At 65.0% G+C, this 24689-nt stretch carries 16 protein-coding genes, 1 pseudogene and 1 other annotated feature; of the genes and pseudogenes, 3 read left to right on the top strand and 14 right to left on the bottom strand.

The window, feature by feature from the left end; translation table 11 throughout:
- Position 1: 1 nt before the first annotated feature.
- The 3 genes from DEF76_RS14375 to DEF76_RS14365 form a co-directional block, all read right to left on the bottom strand.
- Complete coding sequence (locus tag DEF76_RS14375; RefSeq protein WP_114912917.1) at positions 2-3343, bottom strand: DUF499 domain-containing protein; 3342 nt, start codon at positions 3341-3343, stop codon at positions 2-4.
- Positions 3340-4356, bottom strand: coding sequence for a hypothetical protein (locus DEF76_RS14370; protein ID WP_205216010.1), 1017 nt, complete (start codon positions 4354-4356; stop codon positions 3340-3342). The genes DEF76_RS14375 and DEF76_RS14370 overlap by 4 nt, the downstream gene beginning before the upstream one ends.
- Positions 4357-4608: 252 nt before the next feature.
- Complete coding sequence (locus DEF76_RS14365) at positions 4609-5832, bottom strand: IS256 family transposase (RefSeq protein ID WP_114911755.1); 1224 nt, start codon at positions 5830-5832, stop codon at positions 4609-4611.
- Positions 5833-5972: 140 nt separating this feature from the next.
- On the opposite strand from DEF76_RS14365, the pseudogene DEF76_RS14360 reads away from it, so the two are divergent.
- A pseudogene (locus DEF76_RS14360) lies at positions 5973-6833 on the top strand (IS110 family RNA-guided transposase); the annotation flags it as partial.
- Between the two features lie 52 nt (positions 6834-6885).
- A protein-coding gene (locus DEF76_RS14355) for an IS3 family transposase (protein WP_114912916.1) occupies positions 6886-8120 on the top strand; the annotation gives its coding sequence in 2 pieces (ribosomal slippage) (positions 6886-7180 and positions 7180-8120; 1236 coding nt in all).
- Positions 7173-7289: a sequence feature (AL1L pseudoknot), on the top strand. Its footprint overlaps the gene before it by 117 nt.
- Before the next feature lie 1498 nt (positions 8121-9618).
- On the opposite strand, the gene DEF76_RS19975 is transcribed toward DEF76_RS14355, so the two are convergent.
- The 9 genes from DEF76_RS19975 to DEF76_RS14305 all read right to left on the bottom strand — a co-directional run bounded on the left by DEF76_RS19975 (position 9619) and on the right by DEF76_RS14305 (position 20588).
- Positions 9619-11952, bottom strand: a complete 2334-nt coding sequence (locus DEF76_RS19975) for an REP-associated tyrosine transposase (protein ID WP_114912915.1) — start codon at positions 11950-11952, stop codon at positions 9619-9621.
- Between the two features lie 18 nt (positions 11953-11970).
- A complete protein-coding gene (locus tag DEF76_RS14340; protein WP_240319016.1) occupies positions 11971-13281 on the bottom strand; it encodes a hypothetical protein in 1311 nt (436 codons plus the stop codon).
- Positions 13272-13703 (bottom strand): hypothetical protein, encoded by a 432-nt coding sequence (locus DEF76_RS14335; protein WP_114912914.1) that lies wholly within the window; start codon positions 13701-13703, stop codon positions 13272-13274. The genes DEF76_RS14340 and DEF76_RS14335 overlap by 10 nt, the downstream gene beginning before the upstream one ends.
- Complete coding sequence (locus DEF76_RS14330) at positions 13700-14104, bottom strand: type II toxin-antitoxin system VapC family toxin (RefSeq protein ID WP_114912913.1); 405 nt, start codon at positions 14102-14104, stop codon at positions 13700-13702. The genes DEF76_RS14335 and DEF76_RS14330 overlap by 4 nt, the downstream gene beginning before the upstream one ends.
- Positions 14105-14362, bottom strand: a complete 258-nt coding sequence (locus DEF76_RS14325; protein WP_114912912.1) for a type II toxin-antitoxin system VapB family antitoxin — start codon at positions 14360-14362, stop codon at positions 14105-14107.
- 72 nt (positions 14363-14434) lie between these two features.
- The gene (locus tag DEF76_RS14320) at positions 14435-17104 is read right to left on the bottom strand and encodes a helicase-related protein (protein ID WP_205216009.1); all 2670 of its coding nucleotides are present in this window, start codon (positions 17102-17104) and stop codon (positions 14435-14437) included.
- 124 nt (positions 17105-17228) lie between these two features.
- On the bottom strand, positions 17229-17981 hold the full coding sequence (istB, locus tag DEF76_RS14315; protein ID WP_114912091.1) for an IS21-like element helper ATPase IstB: 753 nt from the start codon (positions 17979-17981) through the stop codon (positions 17229-17231).
- A gap of 21 nt (positions 17982-18002) precedes the next feature.
- Positions 18003-19520 carry an IS21 family transposase gene (gene istA / locus DEF76_RS14310; protein WP_408842839.1) on the bottom strand — a complete coding sequence of 506 codons (1518 nt, stop codon included), beginning with the start codon at positions 19518-19520 and terminating at the stop codon, positions 18003-18005.
- A gap of 162 nt (positions 19521-19682) precedes the next feature.
- A complete protein-coding gene (locus DEF76_RS14305) occupies positions 19683-20588 on the bottom strand; it encodes a DEAD/DEAH box helicase (RefSeq protein WP_240319015.1) in 906 nt (301 codons plus the stop codon).
- Positions 20589-20788: 200 nt separating this feature from the next.
- Here DEF76_RS14305 and DEF76_RS19480 point away from each other — a divergent pair, with 200 nt between their 5' ends.
- Positions 20789-21016: a hypothetical protein gene (locus DEF76_RS19480; RefSeq protein WP_162800673.1), complete on the top strand. Its 228-nt coding sequence runs from the start codon at positions 20789-20791 to the stop codon at positions 21014-21016.
- 295 nt (positions 21017-21311) lie between these two features.
- Here the strand turns inward: DEF76_RS19480 and DEF76_RS14295 are convergent, their stop codons facing one another.
- Both DEF76_RS14295 and DEF76_RS14290 read right to left on the bottom strand, forming a co-directional pair.
- Positions 21312-23024, bottom strand: a complete 1713-nt coding sequence (locus DEF76_RS14295; protein WP_114912910.1) for a thiamine pyrophosphate-binding protein — start codon at positions 23022-23024, stop codon at positions 21312-21314.
- Positions 23025-23058: 34 nt separating this feature from the next.
- On the bottom strand, positions 23059-24618 hold the full coding sequence (locus DEF76_RS14290) for a class I adenylate-forming enzyme family protein (RefSeq protein WP_114912909.1): 1560 nt from the start codon (positions 24616-24618) through the stop codon (positions 23059-23061).
- Positions 24619-24689: the final 71 nt, after the last annotated feature.

Genomic DNA, 24689 nt, shown 5'->3' with positions numbered 1-24689 from the left:
CTCACTCGAATCCCGTTGATTCATCCTTGAACTTGAGCTGGCGGGCGTTGTCGCGGACAACCCCAATATCGGCCTCGGCGAACCCGTCCGGCGCCGTCGCCTCGATTTCCAGGGTCAGCGTCACCTTGGCACAGTTGGTGCGCTGCAATTCCATGACGACCGCGTTCAGGATGGCATCGAACGCCTTCACCGGCCGCACCATGTCGATCTCGACCGAGCCATAGAACCGACGCGGCTGCACCTTGGCGGGCGGACCAGGATCCGTGCCGGGAGATCCCCTGTCATGCCCGTACGATTGGCCATCCGGGCCGCCCAAGACCGTCGCCGGCCGAGCGGGCGTCGCGACCGGGCGCAACTGGGCGATCGCCACCTCGGGGCGCACGAGCACCGAAGTCGGCGGTAGCGGCTCGCCCGGCGCCTTCTGCCAGACAAGCCCGACATAGCGGCCGGTTGCCTCATCGAAGCGCTCGGCGAAGGCGAAGGCCGGATCGAGCTTGGCACAGGCATCGCGAATCGCTGCCTCCAGCACCACGCGATCTCGCAGCTTCGGCAGATAGACGTAGGTCGCGAACCACGCCGCGATCTCGGCCACCGGCAAATGCGGTTTGTCCTCCGCCCAGAGTGGCTTGAGGTGCAGCCACAGCGCATCGGCGCCGAGCTTCTCGCCGATGATGCCGTCGCTCTTTGCTTTGTCGTACACCGCGGCGGGCACGCAAGCGCGATCCTTGGCGGTCAGCGAAAGATGATCCAGATCGAACGCGCGGCCAGCCTCGGTGCCATCGGTCTTGATCGGGAACAGGATGTGGCTCCACGCGCCACGCACCGCCTTCACCGCTCCCTCGCGGCTGTTCCTGGCCTTGTCATGCGCGTCCGCCAGCTGGGCCTGGGTGAGTTGATCCTGTAGCCGCTTATCCACACGCTTGTCCTGCCGCGCATCACCGCCGATCGACTCCCACGCCAGCGCCCGCCGCATCGCCTCCCGCGCCGTGCCCAGCAGGGCCTCGTCAGCGGCGACGAACAGCAGCGTGTTGCGAAACCGCCGCTGTGACGCCCGGCAACGGGTCAGCGCGTCGGTCACGGCCTCGGTCGCGGCGGACTTCGCGACACCCTTGCCCGCATGCGGCGTCGCCGGGCCGAGGATCATCAGCGACAGTGCGTGCACCTCGTCGATCGCGGTTGGATCGTCCGGCACCGCGAACACGCGATGGAACCGGTCCTTGCTGGCCCCATCGTCGCGCAGCACCTGCGCGATCGCCTCGTCCACCTCATGCTCCGCCAGCGCCTTCGCGCGATCCTCGGCCAAGCGGTTCAGCGTCGGCTGGGTGGAGAACCAATAGCGGCCAGCTTCCTCATACAGGTAAGTCGCCCGCTCGGAGAGTTCGCGCAGCGCCTCGCCGAAGATCGCCAACTGGTCGCCCGGCTCGGCGCAGGCCAGCCGCAAGCCTTGCCCGGTCAGCCCGGCATTAGGCTGGCCCACCAGCGGCGCCGAACACAGGAAAACGGCACGCGCCGCGCGCGTCGCGGCATGCGCCTGGGAGATGCGGCGGGACGGGTTGGCCTCCATCCGCGACGGCAGCGCGCTATCCCCATCCACCTCCTTGTCCACCACCGCGCCAAACGCCGGGTCCAGCGGATAGAGCACGCTCGCGCGCACCCGCTCGTGCGAAACTGGCACGCGCGCGGGCAGGATCAACGCGTCTGGCACCCGCTGGTGCCACAGCACGCCCACCACGTTCGCCATGAAGCGCAGCACGCCACGGGTGCGCTGGAATTTCTCCAGGCTCGCCCAGTCCTTCGACAGCCGATCGAACAGCTCGGGATGGATCGGGTAGGAGAGGCGTAGCAGCTCCGTATAGCGCGCCTCCCGCGCCTCGGGCGGGAACTCGGCCGGGTTCTTCCGGTAAAGATCGGCGAACGCGCGCACCGTCTCATCCCGCGCCCGCTCGCCGTCGGCATCCAGCGGTTGGAACAACCGGCGGCGGATGATTTCATAGGTCTCGTCGCCCGAGGCCGGCAGCCAGGCGGACTGCACGCGCCCGAACACTTTCTCCAGCCGCAGCAGTGCTTCCTTGCCGCGCGCGCCGCCGGCCTCGGCGTCGCTCTCCGGCAGCGAGCCGATCACCAGGACGCCCGGCACCATCTTCGCCGCCTCGGTCAGCGACTGGAGGAACGAGAGGAACGCCTCGAACCTCGCATCGTCCAGTTGCCGGGCGAACATCACCAGCTCATCGAGCAGGATCACGCTCGGCCCCGCCAGGCGGAACACCTCCACCATCAGTTCGGAGCCGGGGTTGGTGCGCGCCGCTTCGGCTTCAGCGACCAGCGTGAGCCCTGCCGGGCCAGCAAGGCGCCAGGCGAGATAGCCCCACAGAGTGTGCAGCTTCGGCCCGTCTTTCAGGGTTAGCGACACATCCGCGCCCTTCGACGAACCGACGAACACGGCAATCTGCGGCTTCGGCCAGGCGGTCGCGCCGGCGGTCCCGACCAGTGGGCTCATGCCGCTGAGGGTTGCGGGATCGCCGCCGTCGCGCAGGTGCCGGGCGAGATGATAGACCGCGAGCATCGTGTGCGTCTTGCCGCCGCCGAACGCGGTCTGCAGCCCGATCACCGGGTCGCCGCCCTGGCCGGACAAGCGTTTCAGGGCGGAGGCCAACACGCGCTTCAGCCCTTCGGTGAGAAACGTCATCGCGAAGAAGCTGGGCGGTGTCGCGTAGCCCTCGCCGGCGATCCCAGCATCGACCGCGAACAGATCCGCCGCGAACTCGGCTTCCTTGAAGCGGTTGGCGAGCACGTCCGGGTGCGGCAGCGCCACCTCGATCCACGGTCTGGGGGCGCGGGTATCCTGCCCGCGTTCGCCAGCGCCCACCGGCGCGGGCGCCGTGGCGGACGGGACGTCCGCGCTCCCCGCGAGGCCATGGCGGCGCTGGTCGTCATAGAGCCGCCTGGCTTCGGCGATATCGGCGTCTGGTGCGCGCACAGCGCGAAGCAGGTGGTGGATGGCATCGAGATAGCGCAGCGCCTCGTCATCCTGCATCGGGATCGAGAGATGTGCCGTCGCGTTGCGCGCCTCGAGGGCGGTCGAGACGAAATTGCGCACGCGCTGCTTCTCGGCCCGCGCGAACGCATCATCGAACACGTCCCGCCACTGGTCGATCATGGTTTTCAGGAGGCCATATTCGTCGAGCGGCGCGCGCGGATCGCCGCCGGCGGCGCGGCTGGCATAGGCAAGCCACTGCGCGCCGTGCCGCGCCTTCATCCGCGCCTCGACGAACGGCGCGAGGCCTTGACGGAGGTGATACAGCGCGCCCTGGACGCGGCTCAAGGTTTCCTTCTCGGCGCTCATCGCGTGACCTCCCCGAACAGATCGCGCACGCCGGTGCGCGCCGCGAGATCTTCGAGATGCGCCCATTCCTGGGCGAGTTCGTTATAGACCAGCGCCTCGGTGGCCCAAGATTTCTGCGAGGCGATTTCATAGAGGCGATAGGCCAGCGCGCGGGCATCCTCGGCCTTGGGGCCCATGCTGGCCACGAGTTTCGCCGCGGCCTCGGCCCCGCCATCCTCAGCGCGGAGGGCGTGGGCGGTGCGCTGCACGCATTCCCAGATGGTCCACTGGCTGGGAGCGCGGACATCCCGTTCGCTTGCGGGCGGGACGCCCGCGCTCCGTGGGGTGAGGCACGCCTTGCCGTGGAGATTTTGGAACACGCCGGCGCGGAACAGCGTTTCGACCGGGATGTTCTTCGCGTTCGCGAGCGTGATCAGGTCGCCCGACGCGCGCGCGTCAAAACCGTAGGTGGCGAACCAGGCGAGGGCCACTTGCGTTGCCGGATCGAAATTGGCGTCGAGATCGTTTTCGATCTCGCCCCAGACGCGGTTGATCAGCGCGAGCGCGGTTTTCACGCTCATCGCGGAATCGTCGTCTTCCAGCACGCGGGCAAAGCGGGTGAACACGCCCATGCCGGGGCCGATGACCGATTGCGGCATATCAACAGGGCCGACGCCCGCCTTGCGGATCTTGTCCACCGCTTCGGGCATCTCGCGCTTCAGCGCGCGGATGAATTCGGCGCGGGTGACGGTCTGCGCGGTTTTGTTCCGTTTTCGGCAGACGAGGACAATGGAGGAGGCGAGGGCGTTAGTGCCAATGCCGATGCTACGTGCGCTGCGCTCAGTGCGAACTGGCCATGTGCCGTCGACAGCGAGGCCGGCGTCAACAACGGCCTGAAGGAAAGATGCCCAGCCGGCCGAGACGATGCCATCCTCGCCGATCTCGGATTGCTTGAAGGCATAGTAGATCGCCAGAGGTTCTACATCAGTCGCCGCCTTACGCATCGCCGCCAACGCCTCGCCCATGCCCTGCATGAAGAAGGCTTCGGCCTCTTCCTTGCCGCCGTGACGGTATGGGGTTGCAACAAGCTCTTCGCCTTTCGGTGTCGTCAGGCGCCGAAACAGCTCGGGCCAGACGTCGCCAAGCGAACGCTTCAGCCAGACATAGAAGAAATCCGAGAGATCGGCGTAGCCGATATTGTCGTAATAGGGTGGGTCGGTGGTGGCGTCGCGGTTTGTGTGGAAATTGCCTTTGGCGGCGTCTCCGGTTTGGGGAGCATGACGAGGTCAGGCGACGAGATCAAGAGGCATTGAGGCGGGTGGCTCTCCGAGGCTCTGCCACCCGTCGACTTTGCGCATGGTGACCTGCCCGGATGCGAGCAATGACCAGAACAGCATCGCCGCGGTCTCTGCCGAAGGCAGGACGGTCTGGGTTTTGATCCGGCGCTTGAACTCCTCGTGCAGGCGTTCGATCGCATTCGTCGTTCTTGCCGATTTCCACTGGCTTTTGGGCAATCGGGTGAAGGTGAACAGCCGATCGCCGGCTTCCTCAAGGCTGTCGGCGACACCGCGGCATTTCAGGCGCCATTTGGCCAGGAACAGCCGGCGCCGGCGCATCACCTCGGCGCTGGTATCGGCGTAGATCATGTCGTTGTAGTCGGCCGTGATCTCCTCGTGCAGCGCCTCGGGAGCGTGCGCGAGCAGATTTCGATGCTTGTGGACTGTGCAGCGCTGGGTCGGCACCTCGGGCCAAAGGCTGGCCAGGGCGCGTTCGAGGCCGGCACCGCCATCGATCAGCAACAGGTCCGGCGTCCGCAGACCCCGCGCGATCAGGTCATCGAGCACCGCCCGCCAGGCGGCCTCGCTCTCGCCACCCATGTTCTTCACCGCCAGCAAAACCTTCTGCCCGTCGCGGCGGACGCCGAGAACGACCAGCAGCGAGATGTTGGTCGCTTTCCGGTCGAGCCGGACCTTCACCACCGTGCCGTCGAGGATCAGCCTGACGGTATCCTCGTCGGCCAGGCTCCGCCGGTTCCAGCCGTCCCAGTCCGCCTTGACCTTTCTCCACGTGCGGCTGACCACGTCCTTGCCCACTGCCCCCTTGAACAACGCCCCCAATGCCCGCCTTACCCGCCGCGTGTTCGTGCCGGCGAGATAGGTCGCCGCAATCAACGCCTCCACCTGCTTCGTCATCCGGGCATAACGAGGCAGCGTGGCACTTTGCCATTCCGCCGTTCCACCCCCGGGCTTCGGCATCCGCCCCCGCGGCACCGTAATCTCGAGCGGGCCGAACGAGCCGAGGATTTGCCGATGACGGACACCATGGCGATATCCTGTTGCCTCGCCACCACGGCGATATCGCTCCCGCCCCAGCGCCGTCGTCAGCTCCTCCTCCAGCATGTTCTCGATGAACCCGCGGATCCGATCCCGCACCCCCGCCTCAATCGCGTCGAACCAGCCCTCTCCATCAAAAAGGCTGGCTTCCGGCGTTCCCGTGCTATTCTTCTCCATGGCGTGATCTCCATCGGCGCGACAACGCCGAGTCTGGTGGTTGAACTCACCCGGAGATTACGCCACCCAGAATTATGGGATGGCCCGCTCCTTTCCCCCGGCGGTGTATAGTCTGCTGGGGCCAGCGAAAGGAAAGTGCCATGACGAAAGAGATCGCGGTATTGGGGATCGATCTGGGCAAGAACAGTTGCAGTCTCGCGGGGTTGGATGCGAGCGGCGCGGTGGTGAAACGGCGCCGGATGCGGCCGGACAGCGTGACGGCCTTTACGGCGAAGATCCCGGCGTGTGTGATCGCCATGGAGGCATGCTGTGGCGCCCATTATCTCGGGCGGCTGTTGGCGGCTCAGGGTCACACGGTCCGGCTGATGTCGCCGGAATATGTGCGCCCGTATGTGAAAGCGCAGAAGAACGATGATCGGGACGCCGAGGCGATCGCTGAAGCAGCGACCCGGCCGACGATGCGCTTTGTAGATCTCAAAAGCGAGGAACAGCTTGACGTGCAGACGTTGCATCGGGCGCGGGATCGCCTGGTGGTGGAACGTACGGCGCTGATCAATCAGCTACGCGCTATCCTTCTTGAACGGGGGATTACCGTGCCAAAGGGGCGGAGCAAGCTCGCGCAATATCTGGTGGGGCGGTTCGATCAGAACGACGGAGGTAGCATCGCGTTGTCTCCACGAACGCAAGCGCTCATTGCCGACATGCGGAAGGAATGGCGCGAACTGGATCACCGGATCGAGGCTTTCGACGACGAATTTGTTGCTCGTGCCCGCGCCGATGAGGCGGCCCGCAGGCTGCTTTCGATCCCTGGTATCGGCCCGGTCAACGCCACCGCGCTGATCGCCGCGATCGGCAAGGGTGAGAGTTTCGGTCATGGCCGCGATCTTGCCGCCTGGCTGGGTTTGGTGCCGCGTCAGATCACGACAGGCGGACGACCCCGGCTTGTCGGGATCAGCAAGCGCGGCAACAAATATCTGCGCAAGCAGTTGATCCATGGTGCACTGAACCGCACCGGGAATCCCGGAGGCCCCCTTTCTTGGGTAGGATAGAGCGATGGAACAGAGGAAGACATCGAACAGATTTTCACCTGAGGTCCGCGAGCGCGCGGTGCGGATGGTATTGGATCATGGCAAGGATCACGCTTCGCAATGGGAAGCGATCGGCTCGATAGCGGCGAAGATTGGTTGCACGGCGGAAACGCTGCGTGTGTGGGTGCGCCAGGCGGAGCGCGATCGCGGAGTGCGTCCTGGGCCGACCAGTGCCGAGCAGGAGCGGATCAAGGCGCTGGAACGGGAGAACCGTGAATTGCGGCAGGCGAACGAGATCCTGCGCAAGGCATCGGCATATTTTGCAGCGGCGGAGCTCGACCGCCGCGCCAAGCCATGATCGCGTTCATCGACGCGCATCGCGATGTCCACGGGGTCGAGCCGATCTGCAAGCTATTGCCGATCGCCCCGTCGACCTATCACGAGCATGCGGCGCGTCGTGCCAAGCCGGATCGTTTGCCGCCCCGTGCCCGGCGTGATCGCGCGCTGGAGGCGGAGATCCGTCGGGTCTGGGACGAGAATTTCCAGGTCTACGGCGTGCGCAAAGTCTGGCGGCAATTATGCCGGGAAGGGATAAAGATCGCCCGTTGCACAACGGCGCGGCTGATGCGGCAGATGGGACTAGCCGGGGCGATCCGTGGCAAGATGATAAAGACCACGATAAGCAACCCGGCTGCCCCTTGTCCGCGCGACAAGGTCAACCGGCAGTTCCGAGTGCCACGGCCGAACATGCTGTGGGTGAGCGATTTTACCTATGTCGCCACTTGGCAGGGGTTCGTCTATGTCGCTTTCATCATCGATGCTTTCGCGCGGCGGATCGTCGGTTGGCGGGTGTCGCGCTCGGCCGAAACCGGTTTTGTGCTCGATGCCCTCGAGCAGGCGCTGCATGACCGGAGGCCCGCCCAGCGGGCTGGGCTGGTCCACCATAGCGATAGGGGTTCGCAATATGTCAGCATCCGCTACACCGAGCGGCTTGCCGAGGTCGGCATCGAACCCTCGGTCGGAAGCATCGGCGATTCCTACGACAATGCGCTGGCCGAGACGATCAACGGCCTGTTCAAAGCCGAACTGATCCACCGCCGTGGACCGTGGCACAACCTCGAAGCCGTGGAATTCGCCACCCTCGCGTGGGTCCATTGGTTCAATCACAACCGCCTCCTCGAGCCGATCGGAAATATCCCACCCGCCGAGGCCGAGGCGCGCTACTATGAACAACTGAACGAGCTGGCCATGGTGGCCTGACTCAAACAAAACAGCCTCCGGAAAACCCGGCGCGGTTCACACGCTCCGCCCTGCCAGGTCTGCTGACCAGCGCCACGCCACTCGGCGGATGGCTGCGGGGGCTGATCACCAGGGTGCATAAGAACGCCGTAGTCGTCGCATTGGCCAATAAGCTGGCACGGATTGCGTGGGCCGTCTTACGTCACGGCGACAAATTTGACGCCAAAGCCGTTGGTGTGACGGTGTGACCGAAATCGACCGGTGCTGATATGATGATCGGCTACCGGTCCATGATGTTTGCGGGTGGTGGAAGAAAGATGGCCTGACAGTCGATCGGTGTTCTGGAAATCTGATGTGTGGAATGGCGGACTTGTCGCCGACAGAATTATGAGAACCAGAGCGCGCGGATCTCCATCTTGGTCGAGAGCTTGCTCTGAGGCCGGATACGTTGACGCAGACTGACCAGTCCATCGGAAAAATCACTTGCAGGCGGGGCGGGCCATACGTTCTGGAAATCTGATGTGTGGAATGGCGGACTTGTCGCCGACAGAATTATGAGAACCAGAGCGCGCGGATCTCCATCTTGGTCGAGAGCTTGCTCTGAGGCCGGATACGTTGACGCAGACTGACCAGTCCATCGGAAAAATCACTTGCAGGCGGGGCGGGCCATACGTTCTGGAAATCTGATGTGTGGAATGGCGGACTTGTCGCCGACAGAATTATGAGAACCAGAGCGCGCGGATCTCCATCTTGGTCGAGAGCTTGCTCTGAGGCCGGATACGTTGACGCAGACTGACCAGTCCATCGGAAAAATCACTTGCAGGCGGGGCGGGCCATACGTTCTGGAAATCTGATGTGTGGAATGGCGGACTTGTCGCCGACAGAATTATGAGAACCAGAGCGCGCGGATCTCCATCTTGGTCGAGAGCTTGCTCTGAGGCCGGATACGTTGACGCAGACTGACCAGTCCATCGGAAAAATCACTTGCAGGCGGGGCGGGCCATACGTTCTGGAAATCTGATGTGTGGAATGGCGGACTTGTCGCCGACAGAATTATGAGAACCAGAGCGCGCGGATCTCCATCTTGGTCGAGAGCTTGCTCTGAGGCCGGATACGTTGACGCAGACTGACCAGTCCATCGGAAAAATCACTTGCAGGCGGGGCGGGCCATACGTTCTGGAAATCTGATGTGTGGAATGGCGGACTTGTCGCCGACAGAATTATGAGAACCAGAGCGCGCGGATCTCCATCTTGGTCGAGAGCTTGCTCTGAGGCCGGATACGTTGACGCAGACTGACCAGTCCATCGGAAAAATCACTTGCAGGCGGGGCGGGCCATACGTTCTGGAAATCTGATGTGTGGAATGGCGGACTTGTCGCCGACAGAATTATGAGAACCAGAGCGCGCGGATCTCCATCTTGGTCGAGAGCTTGCTCTGAGGCCGGATACGTTGACGCAGACTGACCAGTCCATCGGAAAAATCACTTGCAGGCGGGGCGGGCCATACGTTCCACACACTTCACGACGCCACCGGGTCGGTTGAAATAAGGACGGGCCGCACGGGGTAGTTGTTTCTCTGAGCTCTAATTTGGCTGATTGAGCCTGATACGGCCGCACTCACACATGCGAGCGCCTCACTGGTCCATTCGACACCGTTATTGAAATTTCCGGTCGATCCACTGAACGGATTGCACTCTGAGAAATCCCAAACCATCGGGATCGCCTGACGTGCAAACGTGTTACGGATGAACTCTCCTGTCGAAGCCCATGACGTAATCGAACTCCAGGCATCAGTAGAGCGACCAACCACCAATGCCAAATACGTCGCCACCGCATCGGCGTAGGCCGCAGCGCCGGTGCCGCCTTCGTGGAGGGGGATTTCGTCAACGGAGCGCGGGCGTCCCGCCCGCATGTGGTCGAGACGATTGCGCCCCTTTTCTCCCGCGCTCGAAAACGCCCACGCCTCCGGCGCCGCGCACAGCCCGGCTTTCACCGGATTGGCCTCGATATAGGCTTGAGCGGCAGCGAAATGCGCGTCATCGCGGATCGCGCGGTCGAAATACTCCTCAAACCACACCGCGCCGCTGCGCCCGAGCGCGGCGTTGATCGCTTTCGCGGTGAACGATTTCCATGAATGCACGATCGAGGAGAGCGAAAACCCGTGTAGCGGCGTTGCCAACACATGCACATGATTGGGCATGATGCACCAAGCATGCAGCCGATAGCGCGTGCCATGGAAATGCAGCAGGGCGTTTTCGACGATTGCGGCAAGCTCGGGCCGCGCGAGGAGGCATTCGCCGTGGCCGGAATCGAGCAGGGATTCGAAGCGTTGTCGTTGGAGCGCGGGCGTCTCGCCCGCAGGCAAACCGGAGGCCCGCGCTTCGCTGAGGCGTTCGATCACATCGCGGGGCAGGGAATCGGCCAAGCGGAAGGTGATGGATTGCGGCGTCTCGCCGGCTTCCCAATGCGGCAGGCCGCGGCGGGAGTGCCATTCGGCTTTGGGCGTGAGGGGGGAATGCGGGCGGGACGCCCGCGCTCCCAGGGCGTCGGCCAGCACCTTTTCTCGGGCCTCGGCCACGAGATCGGAAAAGGTCGTCAGCGCCACCAACTGGCGGGGGGTGAAGAGTGAGGCAAACGTTTTGAGACCATACTGGACGGTCCAAAAGTTCCGCGGATCGTCGGGCAGATTCCCCTCTGGTACCCACTCAGGCCGCGCCGTTTCTGCAAGTTCCTCGTGCGTGGGGCTTGGTGCCAGATAGACACGGGAGCGATTGCCTTCGGCAACGATTGCCATAAGCCGCGCTTGCATGCGCCCTGCGACACCTTCAGCCTTTACGTGATCACCATCGATCGCGGCACCCGTCAGAACGCACGTAAAATGCGTGCCACGCCCGGTCTTCGTCCCCTTCTTCAGCCGCTCCTCATCCACCTTCGAGAGCGTCCCCGTGTGCACCTCAAAGCGCCAGCCATCCGGTGCTTCGGGATCGATCACCGGCTCGACCCAGGCTTTCTTCCCCTCCTTGGTGGAGAGCAGGAACGAGGAGACCAGCGGCACCATCGCGCCTTTCGCCCTCGGGTCGGGCGAGCGTACCGTGCGTGCCCAGAGCCAAGCGATCACCGTCGCCTGCGACCCGTCCGGCAGCGTCGCCTTTGGATAGAGATGCCCGATGCGGAGTGAAGCCTCGTCGCGCATCCATTGCCCGTAATAGCGGACATCCTCGGCCAGCCCTTGCGCGCCGCGCCAACCGCGAAGCTGGCCGTGCACCGCTTCCGTCTGCGCGCGCGGGTTGACCGGCGGGCGGCCGGCAAATTTCGGCGGGATCTCCACCAGCGCCTTGCCGATCAGCACGGCGACCGGATTGAGGTCTGAGCCATAGGCGCGCAGCCCTAGCCGCTGCGCCTCCAGCGGGATCGACCCGCCGCCCGAGAACGGATCATAGACCGGCGGCGCCTTGGTCTGCAGATAGTCCAGGATCGCCCGCCCATCGTCGCGCGCCGGCGGCTCCTCGCCCAGGCCCCACGCGACCGAGCGCGCAATCTCCCACCGCGCCGCGTTCAGGATCGCCTCGTTGTTCGAGGCCTCCCACGGCACCATGGCCTCGATGACCCGGTGCAGCCGCTTCCGCTCTGCCTCCTGCGCCTCCTCGGTCGGGAACCGGTCGGGCCAAGCGGACGGATCATCCACCAGTTGCGCGAACAACACCGCGCGGCACGTCGCCAGCGGCCTGCGCGCCCACCACAGATGCAGCGTGGACGGATGCCCATGCCGGATCGACTTTTCCCGCGCCGAGGCGGCGTTGATCGCCTCCAGCGGGATTGAGACTTCGATGAGTTTCTTGCGGACGGTCGTCACGGCGTTCCCCTCGGCGGCTCAGGCAATGGCGCCGAGGTCCTCGTCCAGCTCCTCGCGATCCACCCGGCGATGGTTGACCAGCAGGGTCAGGATGGTGCGCTCCGAGACCCGGAAATGCTCGGCGACGTCCGCTTGCGCCTCTGCGGAATAGTCTCCGGCCAGCATGGCGTCCACCGCGGCGAAAGGGCTGAGGAGTTCGGCGGCGAAGGAGCGCTGCATCTTCTGGCGATAGGTATAAGCACGCGTGGCTGCGTGCAGCCGGCCGGGCGCGGGTGTCACGATCCGATCGGCGAGCAGGCGGGCCAGCTCAAAACGCCGCCCGGTTGGCCAGCGGGAGCGCAGAACGAAGCGGGAATGGGCGGGATCGCGGTCGAGGGCGAAGGAAACCGTCTGGCTCGCCATGTGCCGTTCAAGCGCCTGCTTCCGGGTGCCAGCGATTTCAGCGAGCTTTGCGTCTGTGACCGGCGCGTCACCGAGGCCGAGCTGGGCACGCAAGATCTGCGCGGCCTCCGCCCCCAGGCGCCACGCCGGGACCTCCGGGCCGGATGGCAGGCAGGTTCCGGGGGCGAGTTGGACGACATCGCGGGGGGAGGCATCCGTGCCGCCGGACTCAGCGAGGCGCTCCAGCGCAGCGGCGGTGAGCGCGTCGCCGCCACCGGCGCGGTCGGCGGCGAGTTCCTCGACCGCAGTTTCGCCCAGGGAAGCGGCGTCGGCCAACAGCCGGTCCACGGCGTCATCCTCGATCTCGTCCGGGTCACGCCCCAGTAGTGCCTCCAGACGCCGGCGCCGGACCTGATCGGGGTCGGCACGTTCGGCCAGCACGTCGCGCCATATTGCGTCGAGGTTCGTCTCTCCCACGCCCTGGTCCCGAAGCCGGGCCAGGATGCGGGGAATAAACGCATCCACTGCCGCTTCGAATTCGCGGGAGGGGAGAACGCAGGGGTGGGCGCCGAGATAGCGGAACGGCCTGGCATCCGGACGGATGGACGGTTCGGCGAGCAGCGCGGTCCTGACGCCGTCCGAAAAGATCGTCAGGTTGGGCCAGACATAGCCTTCGCCGATGGCGGTCATCTTGTGCGCACGCCACCATTCCGGCGCTGGAGAGCGCGGCTCGTAGCGCAGCCGCCACCAGTTCCAGGCGAACCATTCGGCGGCGTGATAGCCGGAGACCAGGGGGCCAGGACGGTAGGCGGAGATGTAGAAATCCAGCCCGGCGGTGAGGTCTGCCGCACCGGCACGGATCGTGAAAAGGCCGAAGCACGCCCGTTCCTCGGGCGGTCCCTCGTCCAGCCGTTCCGGCGCCAGGGTGATCTCCAGCCCTACGGGCATCGCTTTCTCCATTCGCCGAGAATGTAGCGGCGCATTTCGCGTTCGTCATCCCCGAGGCGGTAGCCGTGATAGGTCGTATCCGGCGGCTTGGTCTTGGCCTCATAGACCTCACCGTCTTCATCGACGGCCCAGACGTATTTTGGGGTGCCATCGGCAACGAAGGGGCTGACCATGCCGGCCAATAGCCCCTGCCGGAACAGCCTTGCCGCTGCGGCGCGAAGGAGTGGACGCAGTTCATCGCACGGAGATTTGGTGGGACGCGGGTTGACCGGAGGGATGAACCCGTAATCACCGGGGTGGAGCTTATGGGTTGCGATCCCCTCGTAGCGCAGTCGGGCTGCCAATGCCTGCAAGTCCGCATCCGTGACCGATCCCGCGGGGACGACGTGGCGATCCCGGAGCTTGTTCTGGCGCTTGGTCATGGCGCGGATGCCGGCAGGGCCGGTTGCAGATCGGTATGGATAAAATCATCGCCTTTGAACAGCAGCGGATGGTCGGTCGCCACGGCCAGCGCGTAGGAAAAGCAGTCGCCAATGTTCAGCCCGGCGCGATGACGGCCGCGTCCGTAGCGACGGAAAGCCTCGATGGCGATCGTCGCCTGCTGCGGCGTGACGCTGACGACGTCGAAGCCGCCATCGCGCAGCAGCAGCTCAAGGTCCGCGCGACCCGTCTCGCCCTTGCGACTCCCGATGACGAAGGAAAGCTCCACCCGTGTGACCGCGGAGATCAGCCGCACCGGTGCCGCGCTCAACGCGCGCGCGAAGCGCTCGGCGTCAGGCTCGCCGAGCAAGATCGCGACCAGCGCCGAGGTATCGACAACCATTCAGCGCCACATGCCGGCTTCGTCGTAGCCGACGATCTCATCCGGGCTGCGGGGATCGCGGTCGGGCAAGGAAGCGCAGTGGCGGCCGATCTCCATCAGCCGATCGGCAAGCCGCAGCGTTCCGCCCCGGCGCAGGCGCTCGCGCTCCAGCCGTTCGGCCAGCGCCTTGCGGATCGCGTCCGTCAGCGTCTCGCCCGTCAGAGCGGCGACCTCGCGGGCGAGGCGGTCGGTCTCTTTGTTCTTCAGGCTCAGCGCCAACTCGACCTCCCGCGTCTATAAATCGAAGGAAGATATAGAACAGAAGGTGGACCGTGTCGAGAATAGGCGGCCTCACGCGGCAGGGGCAGCAAGCGAAAGCAGGTCGTCCAGGTTGAACACCACGGCGGTCTCGGCGAAGCCCAATTCGCGCTGGAAGAAGCGCTGGACATAGACGGGGGCGTGGGCAAAGCCGGCATCGACGCGCACGATGGCGAGGAAAAACGCCTCCGGCGCGTTGAGCGAGGCGAGGATCTCGTTCTTGGTCAGGATCACGTCGCGCGCCTCCGCGTGGCGCCCCTTCACCTCGATGAAGCGGAGATGGCCGGAAGGCGTCCGGCTCTCGATGTCCCAGCCCTTCTTTTCGGCGGAGACGTCGCGTGGATCAAAACCCCGCTCGCGCTCGGTGGCCATGACCGCCTCCATGGCACGGCGTTCGATCTCGGCGCGGGCATCAGGATCATCGGCAAAGCCCGCCACTTTTGGGGCGGCCGAGGGGGCGGCGCGAGCGTCAAGCAGGCCGCGTGGAATGACCAGCGCGGCACCGCGCAACACTGGCGGCAGGGCGCTGATCTGGCGCTCGCGATCGAGTTCGGCCTGGCGGGTGTGCAGGCGCTCGACGAGGCGCTGGGCGGTTGCCTCGGCATTGGTGGCGTTGATGCGCTGCTCCTTGCCGGCCCGCTCTTCTTCACGCAGGCGGGCGGCGCGGGCGTCCCAATAGTTGATCTCGCGGGTGAGGCGGGCGCGCACTTCACGCTCCACCTTGTCGATCTCGGCAAACCGCCGCCGCTTCACCTCGTCAAGGTGGGCAGGGACGAGGTCGGCGATCGCGAAGCCGAGGGCGCGCTGCTCGACGCCGGCGCCGAGCCAAGGGGCCGCTACCACATCGGCGACGAGCGCGCGCTCGTCTTCTGTAATCGGCCGGTAGTCGAGATAGGGCGCCGAGCCGCCATCCGCAGCACCGCCGTCTTCGCCGAGGTGGATGAACTGGAGACGTTGGGAGACGACGCGCGGCTCGCCCGACTTGGCCGTGCGGCCATCGCGGATGGCATGCTCGAGATAAAGCAACAGGCGCGGGGCAGTGCCAAGATCGGCATCGTCCACCAGCACGGCGCCCTGCCCAAGCAACGGCTGAAAGCGCTCGAGCACAACCTCCACCGCGGCGTCTAGCAGCGGGTGGCCGGGCGCCAGCAGTTCGGCTTGCGGCTGGCCGGGGATCAGCGCCTTGTCGAAGGTGACACGGGCATAGCGGTCCAAGACCGGATCGCCGCGACCGATCAGCCGGTCGCGTTCCTTCAGGATGGACGGAACTCGGGTGATCTCGAAGCGGCCGCGTTCGCGCTCAAGGATGCGCCCGCCGAGGGTGGAGAACGCTTCCCGGAAGAAGGCGCCGATGAAATGCGGTTGCAGGCGGCGGGCCTGGGCGCGCTCCATCTCCTCGCGGATGGCGGCAACCGCATTCGGGTCCATGCCCTCGGAGGTCAGCTTGCGCTCGGCCACCAGCCGTTCGATGGAAGCGACGTCCACCGCGCCATCGACCTTGCGGAAGAGCTCAGCCTTCTTCTCAGGCTGCTCGCCGTAGCGGATCGCGTCAACGAGCAGGTCACGCAGAGCCTGGCCTTCGAAGAGTTCGCCAAGCACGTCGTAAACTTTGCCGCCGAGGGCCTTTCGCGCTTCCTCCAGCTTATCCAGAAGCCGTCGATAAACCTCGCCTTCGCGGGTGTTGGTGGCGCAGAGATTCCAGAGATGGCAGATCTCGGTCTGGCCGATGCGGTGGATGCGGCCGAAGCGCTGCTCGAGCCGGTTGGGGTTCCAGGGCAGGTCATAGTTGACCATCAGATGCGCGCCGCGCTGGAGGTTCACCCCCTCGCCGGCGGCATCGTTGGCGATCATCACCCGGACCACCGGATCGCTGTTGAAGGCGGCGATGGCGGCACGGCGAGCCTCGCGGGCGATGCCGCCGTGAATGACGACGACGGACTGGGCGTCGCCTACGCGGCCACGGATCTTGTCCGCGAGATAGTCGAGCGTGTCCTTGGGCTCGGTGAAAATCAGGATCTTCCGGCGCAGGCCCGAGGCCGCATCGAGCATGATCGGCTCGTCGAGAATGCTTTCGAGCTCGCGCCATTTGGCGTCTTGGCCGGAGAGTTTCAGCCGGAGTGCGCGGGCCTCGAGATCCTTGAGGATCGTGATCTCCGCGTCCAGTTCCATCAGCGTCTGCGCGGCGGTCGCCGAATCGACGATCTTTTCCTCAAGCGCCTCGGCCTCCGCGCCGGGCGCCTCGTCGATCTCGTCCGGATCATAGGCGGGGAGCACGGGGCCGGGCGTCAGCTTCGCGGCGGCGGTGTCGCGCCCGATCCGCTCCTCGCGTAGCCGGTCTTCCAGGCGCTTGCGCCGCCGCTCAAGCGAGCGATGGATGGCAGCCGGCGAGGAAGCGAGGCGTCGCTGCAAAATCTGCAGAGCGAAGCCGACATTGTTCCGTCGTGCGCCGTCAGCGTTGCGGTCGGCGCGGTTCATCTCCTCGCGCACATAGGTGGTGACGGCCTGATAGAGATCGGCTTCCAGCGGAGAGAGTTCGTAGCTGGCCGTATAGGCGCGGCGTTCAGGGAATAGCGGCGTGCCGTCGAAGCGGTAGAGCTCCTCCTTGGTGAGCCGGCGCATCATGTCCGAGACATCGGCCTTGTGGACGCCTTCGCGGAACCGTCCCTCAAAGCGGTCAGTGCGGATTCCGATGAAGTCGGCCATGCATTCCAACTTGAAGCCGGCCACTGCTTCCGAACTGAAGCCGGCCGGGGTTCCGATTTGAAGCCGGCCACCTGAGCGTCTTCGGTTGGGTCTGGTTGAATGATTATCGTGTCCTTGTTTTGGGTCAAGTTCGGGCGTGGGCCGGTGCCGGATCGCGCTTTTTACGGAGGCTCTCGCCGGTGAGTTCGATGCGGTAGGCGTTGTGGACGAGGCGGTCGAGGATGGCGTCGGCGATGGTGGGATCGCCGATGATTTCGTACCAGCGCTCGACCGGCACTTGGCTGGTGATGATGACGGAGCGCATCTCGTGGCGGTCATCGATAATTTCCAGCAGATCGCGGCGTTGGTCCGCGTTCAGGGTCTCGGGGCCCCAATCGTCCAAAATCAACAGGTCGAGCCTGGCGATCTGGCGCAGTGTTCTGGCGTAACGGCCATCGGCGCGGGCCAGCGCCAGGGCAGAGAACAGCCGCGACACCCGGTGATAGGCGGTCGAGAGATCCTCGCGGCAAGCCTTCTGGCCCAGCGCGCAGGCCAGCCAGCTTTTGCCGACCCCGCAGGGGCCGGTAATGAGCAGATTATGCCGGGCGCGCACCCAGTCACAGCTGGCGAGTTTCAGGAACTGTGCCCGGTCGAGGCCGCGCGGGGCGCGGTAATCGACATCCTCGACGCTGGCGGACTGGCGCAATTTGGCCGCGCGGGCGCGGCTCTCGAAGCGTTTCTGCTGTCGCAACGTGGCCTCGTGCTCGAGCAATAAAGCCAGCCATTCGCCATGGGCCAAACCGGCAACCTCCGGCCGGGCGTCGAGGTCCTTGAAGGCTTTGGCCATGCCGTGCAGGCCGAGTTTGTGCAGCAGGTCGAGGGTCGGGTGGGTGAGCATGCTTGTTCCTTTCAGTGGAAATCAGTGAAAATATTCGGCGCCGCGCAGATTGCTGTGGGTCAGCACCGCCTGCGCCTCATCTGGCGGGCTGGCCGTCTGGTCGAGCTTGCTGGCGATGATCGAGGCAATGCTCTTGTAGTTGAACGCGCCAAAGGCGACCGCTCGGGCCGCCACCGCCTCGGCGCGCGGACGGTCCAACTCCTTGAACAGCCGCAGGATGCCAAGGCATGTCCGAAACCCCTGTTCCGGATGCGGCCGGTTGGCGAGGATGGCGATGATCAGCCCCTCGGTCTGCGGGCCGATCGATGCGCCCCATGAGCGGAACCGCTCCGGCGTCCATGCGGCGTAGCGCCGGTGCGCGCTCGGCATATGCTCAGGGGCAGTGCCGTGCCTTGGACCGCCATAGCGGCGCTGATGCACCGCGACCCGCTTGCCTTGGTGGAAGATCTCAACCATCCGCTCGGTGGCGCGGGTATCGACTTGCTGGCGGATCAGCTGATGCGGCACCGAGTAGAAAAAGCCGCAGACCTCGACATGATAATCCAGCGAGACGCGGGCAAAACCCCACTCCGCAAACTCATGGTCGGTCTCTGGCAATGCCGCCAAAGCCTGGCGTTCGATCGTCTCGAACAAATGCCGCCGGCTGACGCCGAGCCTGCGCATGACATGCGCGTTGATCCGCTCCACCATGCCGGCAATCGCCTGGTTGGCTTCAGCCAGAGAGAAGAAAGTCTGCTGGCGCAACCGGCCCAGAATGTAGCTCTGGGCAAAGCGGACACCGGCTTCCACCTTCGCCTTGTCCTTCGGGCGCCGCGGCCGGGCCGGCAAAACACCAACACCGTAATGCGAGGCCATCCGGCCATAGCTCAGGTTGATCTCTGGATCGTAGAACGACGCCTTGTTGACGCCGGACTTCAGATTATCCGGCACGATCAGCCGCGGCACGCCGCCAAAAAACCGGAACATGCGGCTATGCGCGCCGATCCAATCCGGCAGCGTCTGGGTCCAGCTCGCCTCCGCGTAGGTGTAGTTCGACGCGCCCAGCACCGCGACAAAAATCTCCGCCATGCGCACGATGCCAGTTGCGGGATCGGTGATGCCCAACTTTTTGCCGGAATAATCGACGAACACCTTGTCGCCCGCCCGGTGCTCCTGGCGCATGACCGGTGACAGCCGTGCCTCGAACTCCCTGAACAAATCGCAGAACCGGCTGTAGCTGTACCCTTCCGGATGCCCGGCGCGATATTCCTCCCACAGCACCATCAGGTTCACGCCCGGGCGCTTGAGCTCGCAGACCAGCTCGCTCCAGACCGGCTCGGCGCGCCGGCGCACCCCCCGCGGCGCGCCGCTGCGGGCAAACAGCCGCTCCTCCAAAACCGCATCACTGAGGTCGGCCGGCAACGGCCACGCCAGCCCCGCTGCCTGCGCCCGCTTCAGATTGTCCTGGATCGTGCTCCGCGCCACGCCCAGCATCCGCCCCATCGCCCTGGCGCTGATGCCGTCACTGGCCAGCCGTAAGGTTTGTCGTATCTGCCGCATCGTCAGCTCTCTCTTCGCCGGCATCCAGCCCTCCTCGTTGATGGTAACGAGAGGACAGTTGCCCGAGTTGCTGACCCAGCCGAAAACGCTGAAAAATCCCCGCCAGGTGGCCGGAATTAAATCGGAATGGTGGCCGGCTTCAAATCGGAACGCTGGCCGACATCAAATCGGAATCCCCGGCCGGCTTCCGTCGGAATCTGCACGGTCAGCATCCAATAGCCCCATGAAGAGCTGGAAATCGGCCTCCTTACCGTTGTGTGGGGTCGCCGACATCAGCAGCAGGTTGCGGGTGCGGGTGCCAAGCAGCTTGCCGAGCTTGTGGCGCTGGGTTTCCTTGACCTCGCCCCCGAAATAGGAGGCCGACATCCGGTGCGCCTCGTCGCAGATCACGAGGTCCCATTCGGGCGCGGCGACAAGCTTTGCCTTCAGCTCGTCCGAGCGGGCGGCCATGTCGAGCCGCATGATCAGCCGGCGGCACTCGGCGAAGGGGTTGCCAGTGACGGAGGCCTCGATCTGATCACGGGTCAGCGCGTCGAAGCGCAGCCCGAACTTCTCGGAGAGTTCGTCCTGCCACTGCTCGACCAGGCTGCCGGGCGCCACGATCAGGCAGCGATCCAGATCACCGCGGATCAGGAGTTCCTTGATCAGCAGCCCCGCCATGATGGTCTTGCCCGCGCCCGGGTCATCGGCGAGGAGGAAGCGGAGCGGCTGGCGGGGCAACATCTCGCCATAGACCGCAGTGATCTGGTGGGGCAGCGCCTCGATCTGGGAGGCGCTAACGGCCAGGTAGGGGTCGAAAAGGTGGGCGAGGCGGATCCGGTAGGCCTCCGAGGCCAGCCGGAGCAGTCCGCCGTCGGCGTCAAAGCCCAGAGCCCGGCCGGCCTCGACGAGTTCGAAAGCGGTTTCCTCGCCGCGATAGACAAGACGTTCCGCGACGCGGCCATTGACCCGAAAGACCAGGTTGAGCGCATCTGCCCCGAAGCGCGCGACCTGCACGATCTCGGCGATGCCGCCGCCGTCCAGGCCGCGGAGCCGGGCGCCCGGCTTGATGTTCTCGAACAGGGTCATCGCGAGGCTTATACCACAATCATGAACTTGCCGTCCGCAGCTGCCTTCAGGGTCGGGGCGGGGGACAAGAGGCCGGCGACGGCCATACCTGGCGCGGCGCGGCGGCGATTTTTTCGGTCACGCGGTTTGCGGCACGACGGGATGGGTCCGTCTGAACATGGGCGTAGATCGCGATGGAGCGCGGGTTGGAATTGCCCCGAATGGCGCCTGTCAATGCCATCGCCTCGCCGGTCGAGATCGCGATCGAGCCCATGGTGTGCCGCAGCGTATGCGGTGTGACCCCCTTCAGCTTCGCTTTCTCGATCGCTCGTGCCCAAATCGGCTTGACCGCTTGGAAATATCCGTCGCCGCGCTCGGCCTCGGCTCTCTGTTGCGGCGCTGACGGGGGACAATACGAAGGCGCGGTATCGCGGGTTGTTCAAGAATGAACAGCACCTGTTCAGCCGGTTTGCGCTGGTGAACCTGTACAGTGCACGGCGGGTGATCACACCGGCCGGATGAGGTTCGGGGGCGGGAGTCTGTCCAGCATCCCGACAAAGGGCGCTGGAAGCCTCGGAAAGCCAAAAATCACCATAAATTCGAGGCGCCAGGCCACCAAACGCCGTTCGCCCGACAGATGCAGGGGCAAAAATTGCGCTGTTCAGAGGTTCCTTAACGGACGCCGCTTGACGGGCGTGGCATGACAAGCGCTGCATAACAGGCATTGAGGCGCCCGCGCGTCATTCAGCCGCTGCGCCAGCGCCGCTCCGCCTCGTCCCAAGCCGCGAGTGGCTGCAGGTCTGGAACCCAGGCAAGTCCGGTCTTGGCATCCGATGAGACGGCGTCGGGGGTGACGACGACATCGAGGAGCGCCGGGCGCTGGGCGAGGGCGCGTTCGATCGCGGGCTTGAGCTGATCCTCCGTCTCCACCCGCTCGGCATGCATGCCAAAGGCGCGCGCCATCGCCGCATAGTCGCTCGATTGTAGCTTTGTTCCGACGATTTTGCCGTAGGTCACCGTCTGGTCATGCACCTCTATCTGCCAGGCGCCATTATTGGCGACGATGATCAGCACTGGAGCTTTATGGCGGACGGCGGTGTCGATCTCGATGGCATTGAAGCCAAAGGCGCCATCACCGGTTGCAACCACCACCGGGCGGTCGGGGAAAGCGAGGCTCGCCGCAATGCCATAGGGCACGCCGACGCCGATGCAGCCGAACGGACCCGGGTCGAGCATCATCGGCGCGGAAAGCCCGACGCGGGCGAAGCTCAGGAAATCGCCGCCGTCGATGATCGCGATCGCCGTCTCGCCGATCGCTTCCTGTAGCGCCGCCAGCACCCGGTTTGGATGCAGTTTGCCATCGCTTCCGGCCGGAGCCGTCGTCATCGCGTGACGGAGCTTTCGCGCCCGCGCCTCATGGCCCGCGCGCAATTTTTCCGCCCACGCCCGATCGATCGCCGACGCTCGGTTGCCGGCCGCGGCGATCAAAGCGCGAAGGGCCGCCACTGGGGTTGCCAGGATCTCGATATCACCGCGACGGTTGTCGCGAAGCTCGCCCGGCACGTCACCGATACGAACAAAGCGTGCCTCGCCAAACACCGCAGGCGAGCCATAGGCGAGTTGAAAATCGAGCCGCCGCCCGATCGTCACCACAACATCCGTCTCTCCCATTACCGTCCCGCGCATCGCGGCGACGACGGAAGGGTGGGTATCGGGCACCAGACCGCGGCTTTCGCCGGTGTCGAGATAGAGGGCACCGAGCCGATCGAGAAGCGTCACCAGCTCTGGGCCGGCGCCGCGCGCGCCGCGCCCGGAGATAACGAGCACGCGGGTTGCATTCCACAAGAGCTCGACCGCCTCGGCGATCCGCGCCGGGTCGGGCGGTATCACCGGCCGGAGCTTGGCGCGAAGATGCTCTTCGCGTTGCAGCGGTTTCGGCACTGAGCGGCGCACGACATCGACCGGGAAATCGATATAGGACGGGCCCGGCTCGCCGCCTTCGCCAAAGGCACGGGCGATGGCCTCATCGAGTTCGGCCAGTGCGAGTGCTGGGTCACGCACGGTGCGGGCATAACGCGTCATCGCGCGGACCAGCAACGTGTGGTCGAGGTCTTGCAGGCCACCACGATTCTCCTGCGCCATTGGGTTGGTGCCGGAGATGACCAGAACCGGAGCGCGCGAGACATGGGCATTGGCGATGCCGGTCATGGCGTTGGTGACGCCAGGCCCCGCAGTCACGAGCGCGACGCCGAGGCCGCCGGTAAGCTCGGCATGGGCCTGCGCCATGTGCACCGCCGCCCGCTCGTCGCGGACATCGATGATCGCGATGCCCTCGGCGTCGAGGCGCATCCAGATCGGCATGATATGGCCGCCGCAAAGCGCAAAAACGCGCTCCACACCGCGCCGCTTGAGCAGCCGGGCGATCAGGGCGGCAACGCTGTCTGGGTCGATGGTCATTATGGGTTTACTCTCATGTTCCCGGGGAGGCGCTTTATCCATTGCTCGGAAATTTCGTCTTGAGCACGCGATGGAGGATTTTTCCCGTCGCCGTGCGCGGCATCTCCTCCTCGCGCAGGAAGGAGCATGAGCGGGGGCGTTTGTAGCCGGCGAGGCGGTCCTTGCACCAGGCGAGCAGCTCGGCCTCGCTCACGCGGGCGCCGTCATGGACGATGACAACGGCATGCACGCGCTCGCCCCATTTCTCATCCGGCAAGCCGATCACCGCGACATCACGAACCGCAGGGTGGGCGCCGAGGATCGCCTCGACCTCGGAAGGATAGACGTTTTCGCCGCCCGAGATGATCATGTTGCTTTTGCGATCGACGAGATAGATGTAGCCATCTTCATCGCGCCGCGCCATGTCGCCGACCGTGCAGTAATCACCGCGAAACGCCTCGGCGGTTTTTTCGGGCAGTTTCCAATAGCAATCGAACGTATGCGGATTGTTGGAATAAAGCTCGCCGGCCTCGCCGTCGGGAACCTCGCGGCCGGCCTCGTCGAGAATCTTGATCGGCGCGGCACCAACGCATTCGCGCCCGACCGAGCCGAGCTTGGTGAATTGTTCCTCCGGGCGCAGCATCGTGACCCACCCCGCCTCGCTCGAGCCATAAAGCTCAAAAAGGCCCGAGTTGCGAAACATCGCCATGACCGCCCGCTTGGTGTCCTGGCGGGCCGGGGCAGACGAGATCATCAGCTTGGCAACCCGGCTCAAATCCCATTGCAAGGAAGTTGCCGAAGAAAGCCCGAGCATCATGATGTAGTGCGTCGGCACCAGCGAAGTGAAGGTCGCGCCGCTTTCGGCGAGGGTGCGCACGCAATGCTCGGGATCGAAGCTGCGACGGGAATAAATCGCCGTCTCGGCGCCGCAATAGGTGAAGGCGCCGAAGAAATTGAGCGAATTGGCATGACACATCGGCATCACGAGGAGCGCGCGTTCCGCCCGGTGCAGCCCAAGTTCGATGTCGGTCACCAGCGACAAAAGCATCGCCGATTGGTGGCTGCGGACGACGCCCTTAGGCCGGCCAGTGGTGCCCGAGGTATACATCAGCGTCCACGGATCGCTGGGTGAGACCGTCTGCGCTGGCTCGCCGTCCGCCGCGGCCGCGATTAGCGCCTCATAGGCGTGAAATCCCGCCGCAGCGGTGCTTTTGCCGATATGAATGATCGTGCTCGCCGCGCGTGCGAGATCCGCGCGGATCTCTTCCACGACGCCGATGAAGGCGTCCTCGACGATTAACGCCGCGGCTTCGGCATTCTCCACGACATAGGCGATTTCGGGGCCGCTCAGGCGAAAATTGATCGGGACGGCGATCAGGCCGGCTTTCGCGGTGGCGGCGTAGATTTCGGCCCACTCGAGCCGATTATAGGCGAGGATGGCGACGCGGTCGCCTTTGGCGAGACCCAAGCCGAGAAGGGCGTTGGCGAGGCGGCGGGCACGCTGGTTCCATTGCTGGAACGTCACCGCGCGCTCGAGATCGCGGGCGCCGATGCGATCGGGGAACAAGCGGGCATGGACGGAGAGCATCTCCCCGATGGTCAGCGGTTGCCTCATAGCATAACCCTCCGAACAATAACGAGACCAAGGCGTGGTCGCGGCGCCCGAGACGTCGGCTTGATCGGGTT

Source organism: Acidibrevibacterium fodinaquatile (assembly GCF_003352165.1).
GTDB lineage: Bacteria > Pseudomonadota > Alphaproteobacteria > Acetobacterales > Acetobacteraceae > Acidibrevibacterium > Acidibrevibacterium fodinaquatile.
The sequence above is the reverse complement of the archived record's forward strand: the minus strand, read 5'-3'. Positions and strand labels throughout refer to the sequence as shown.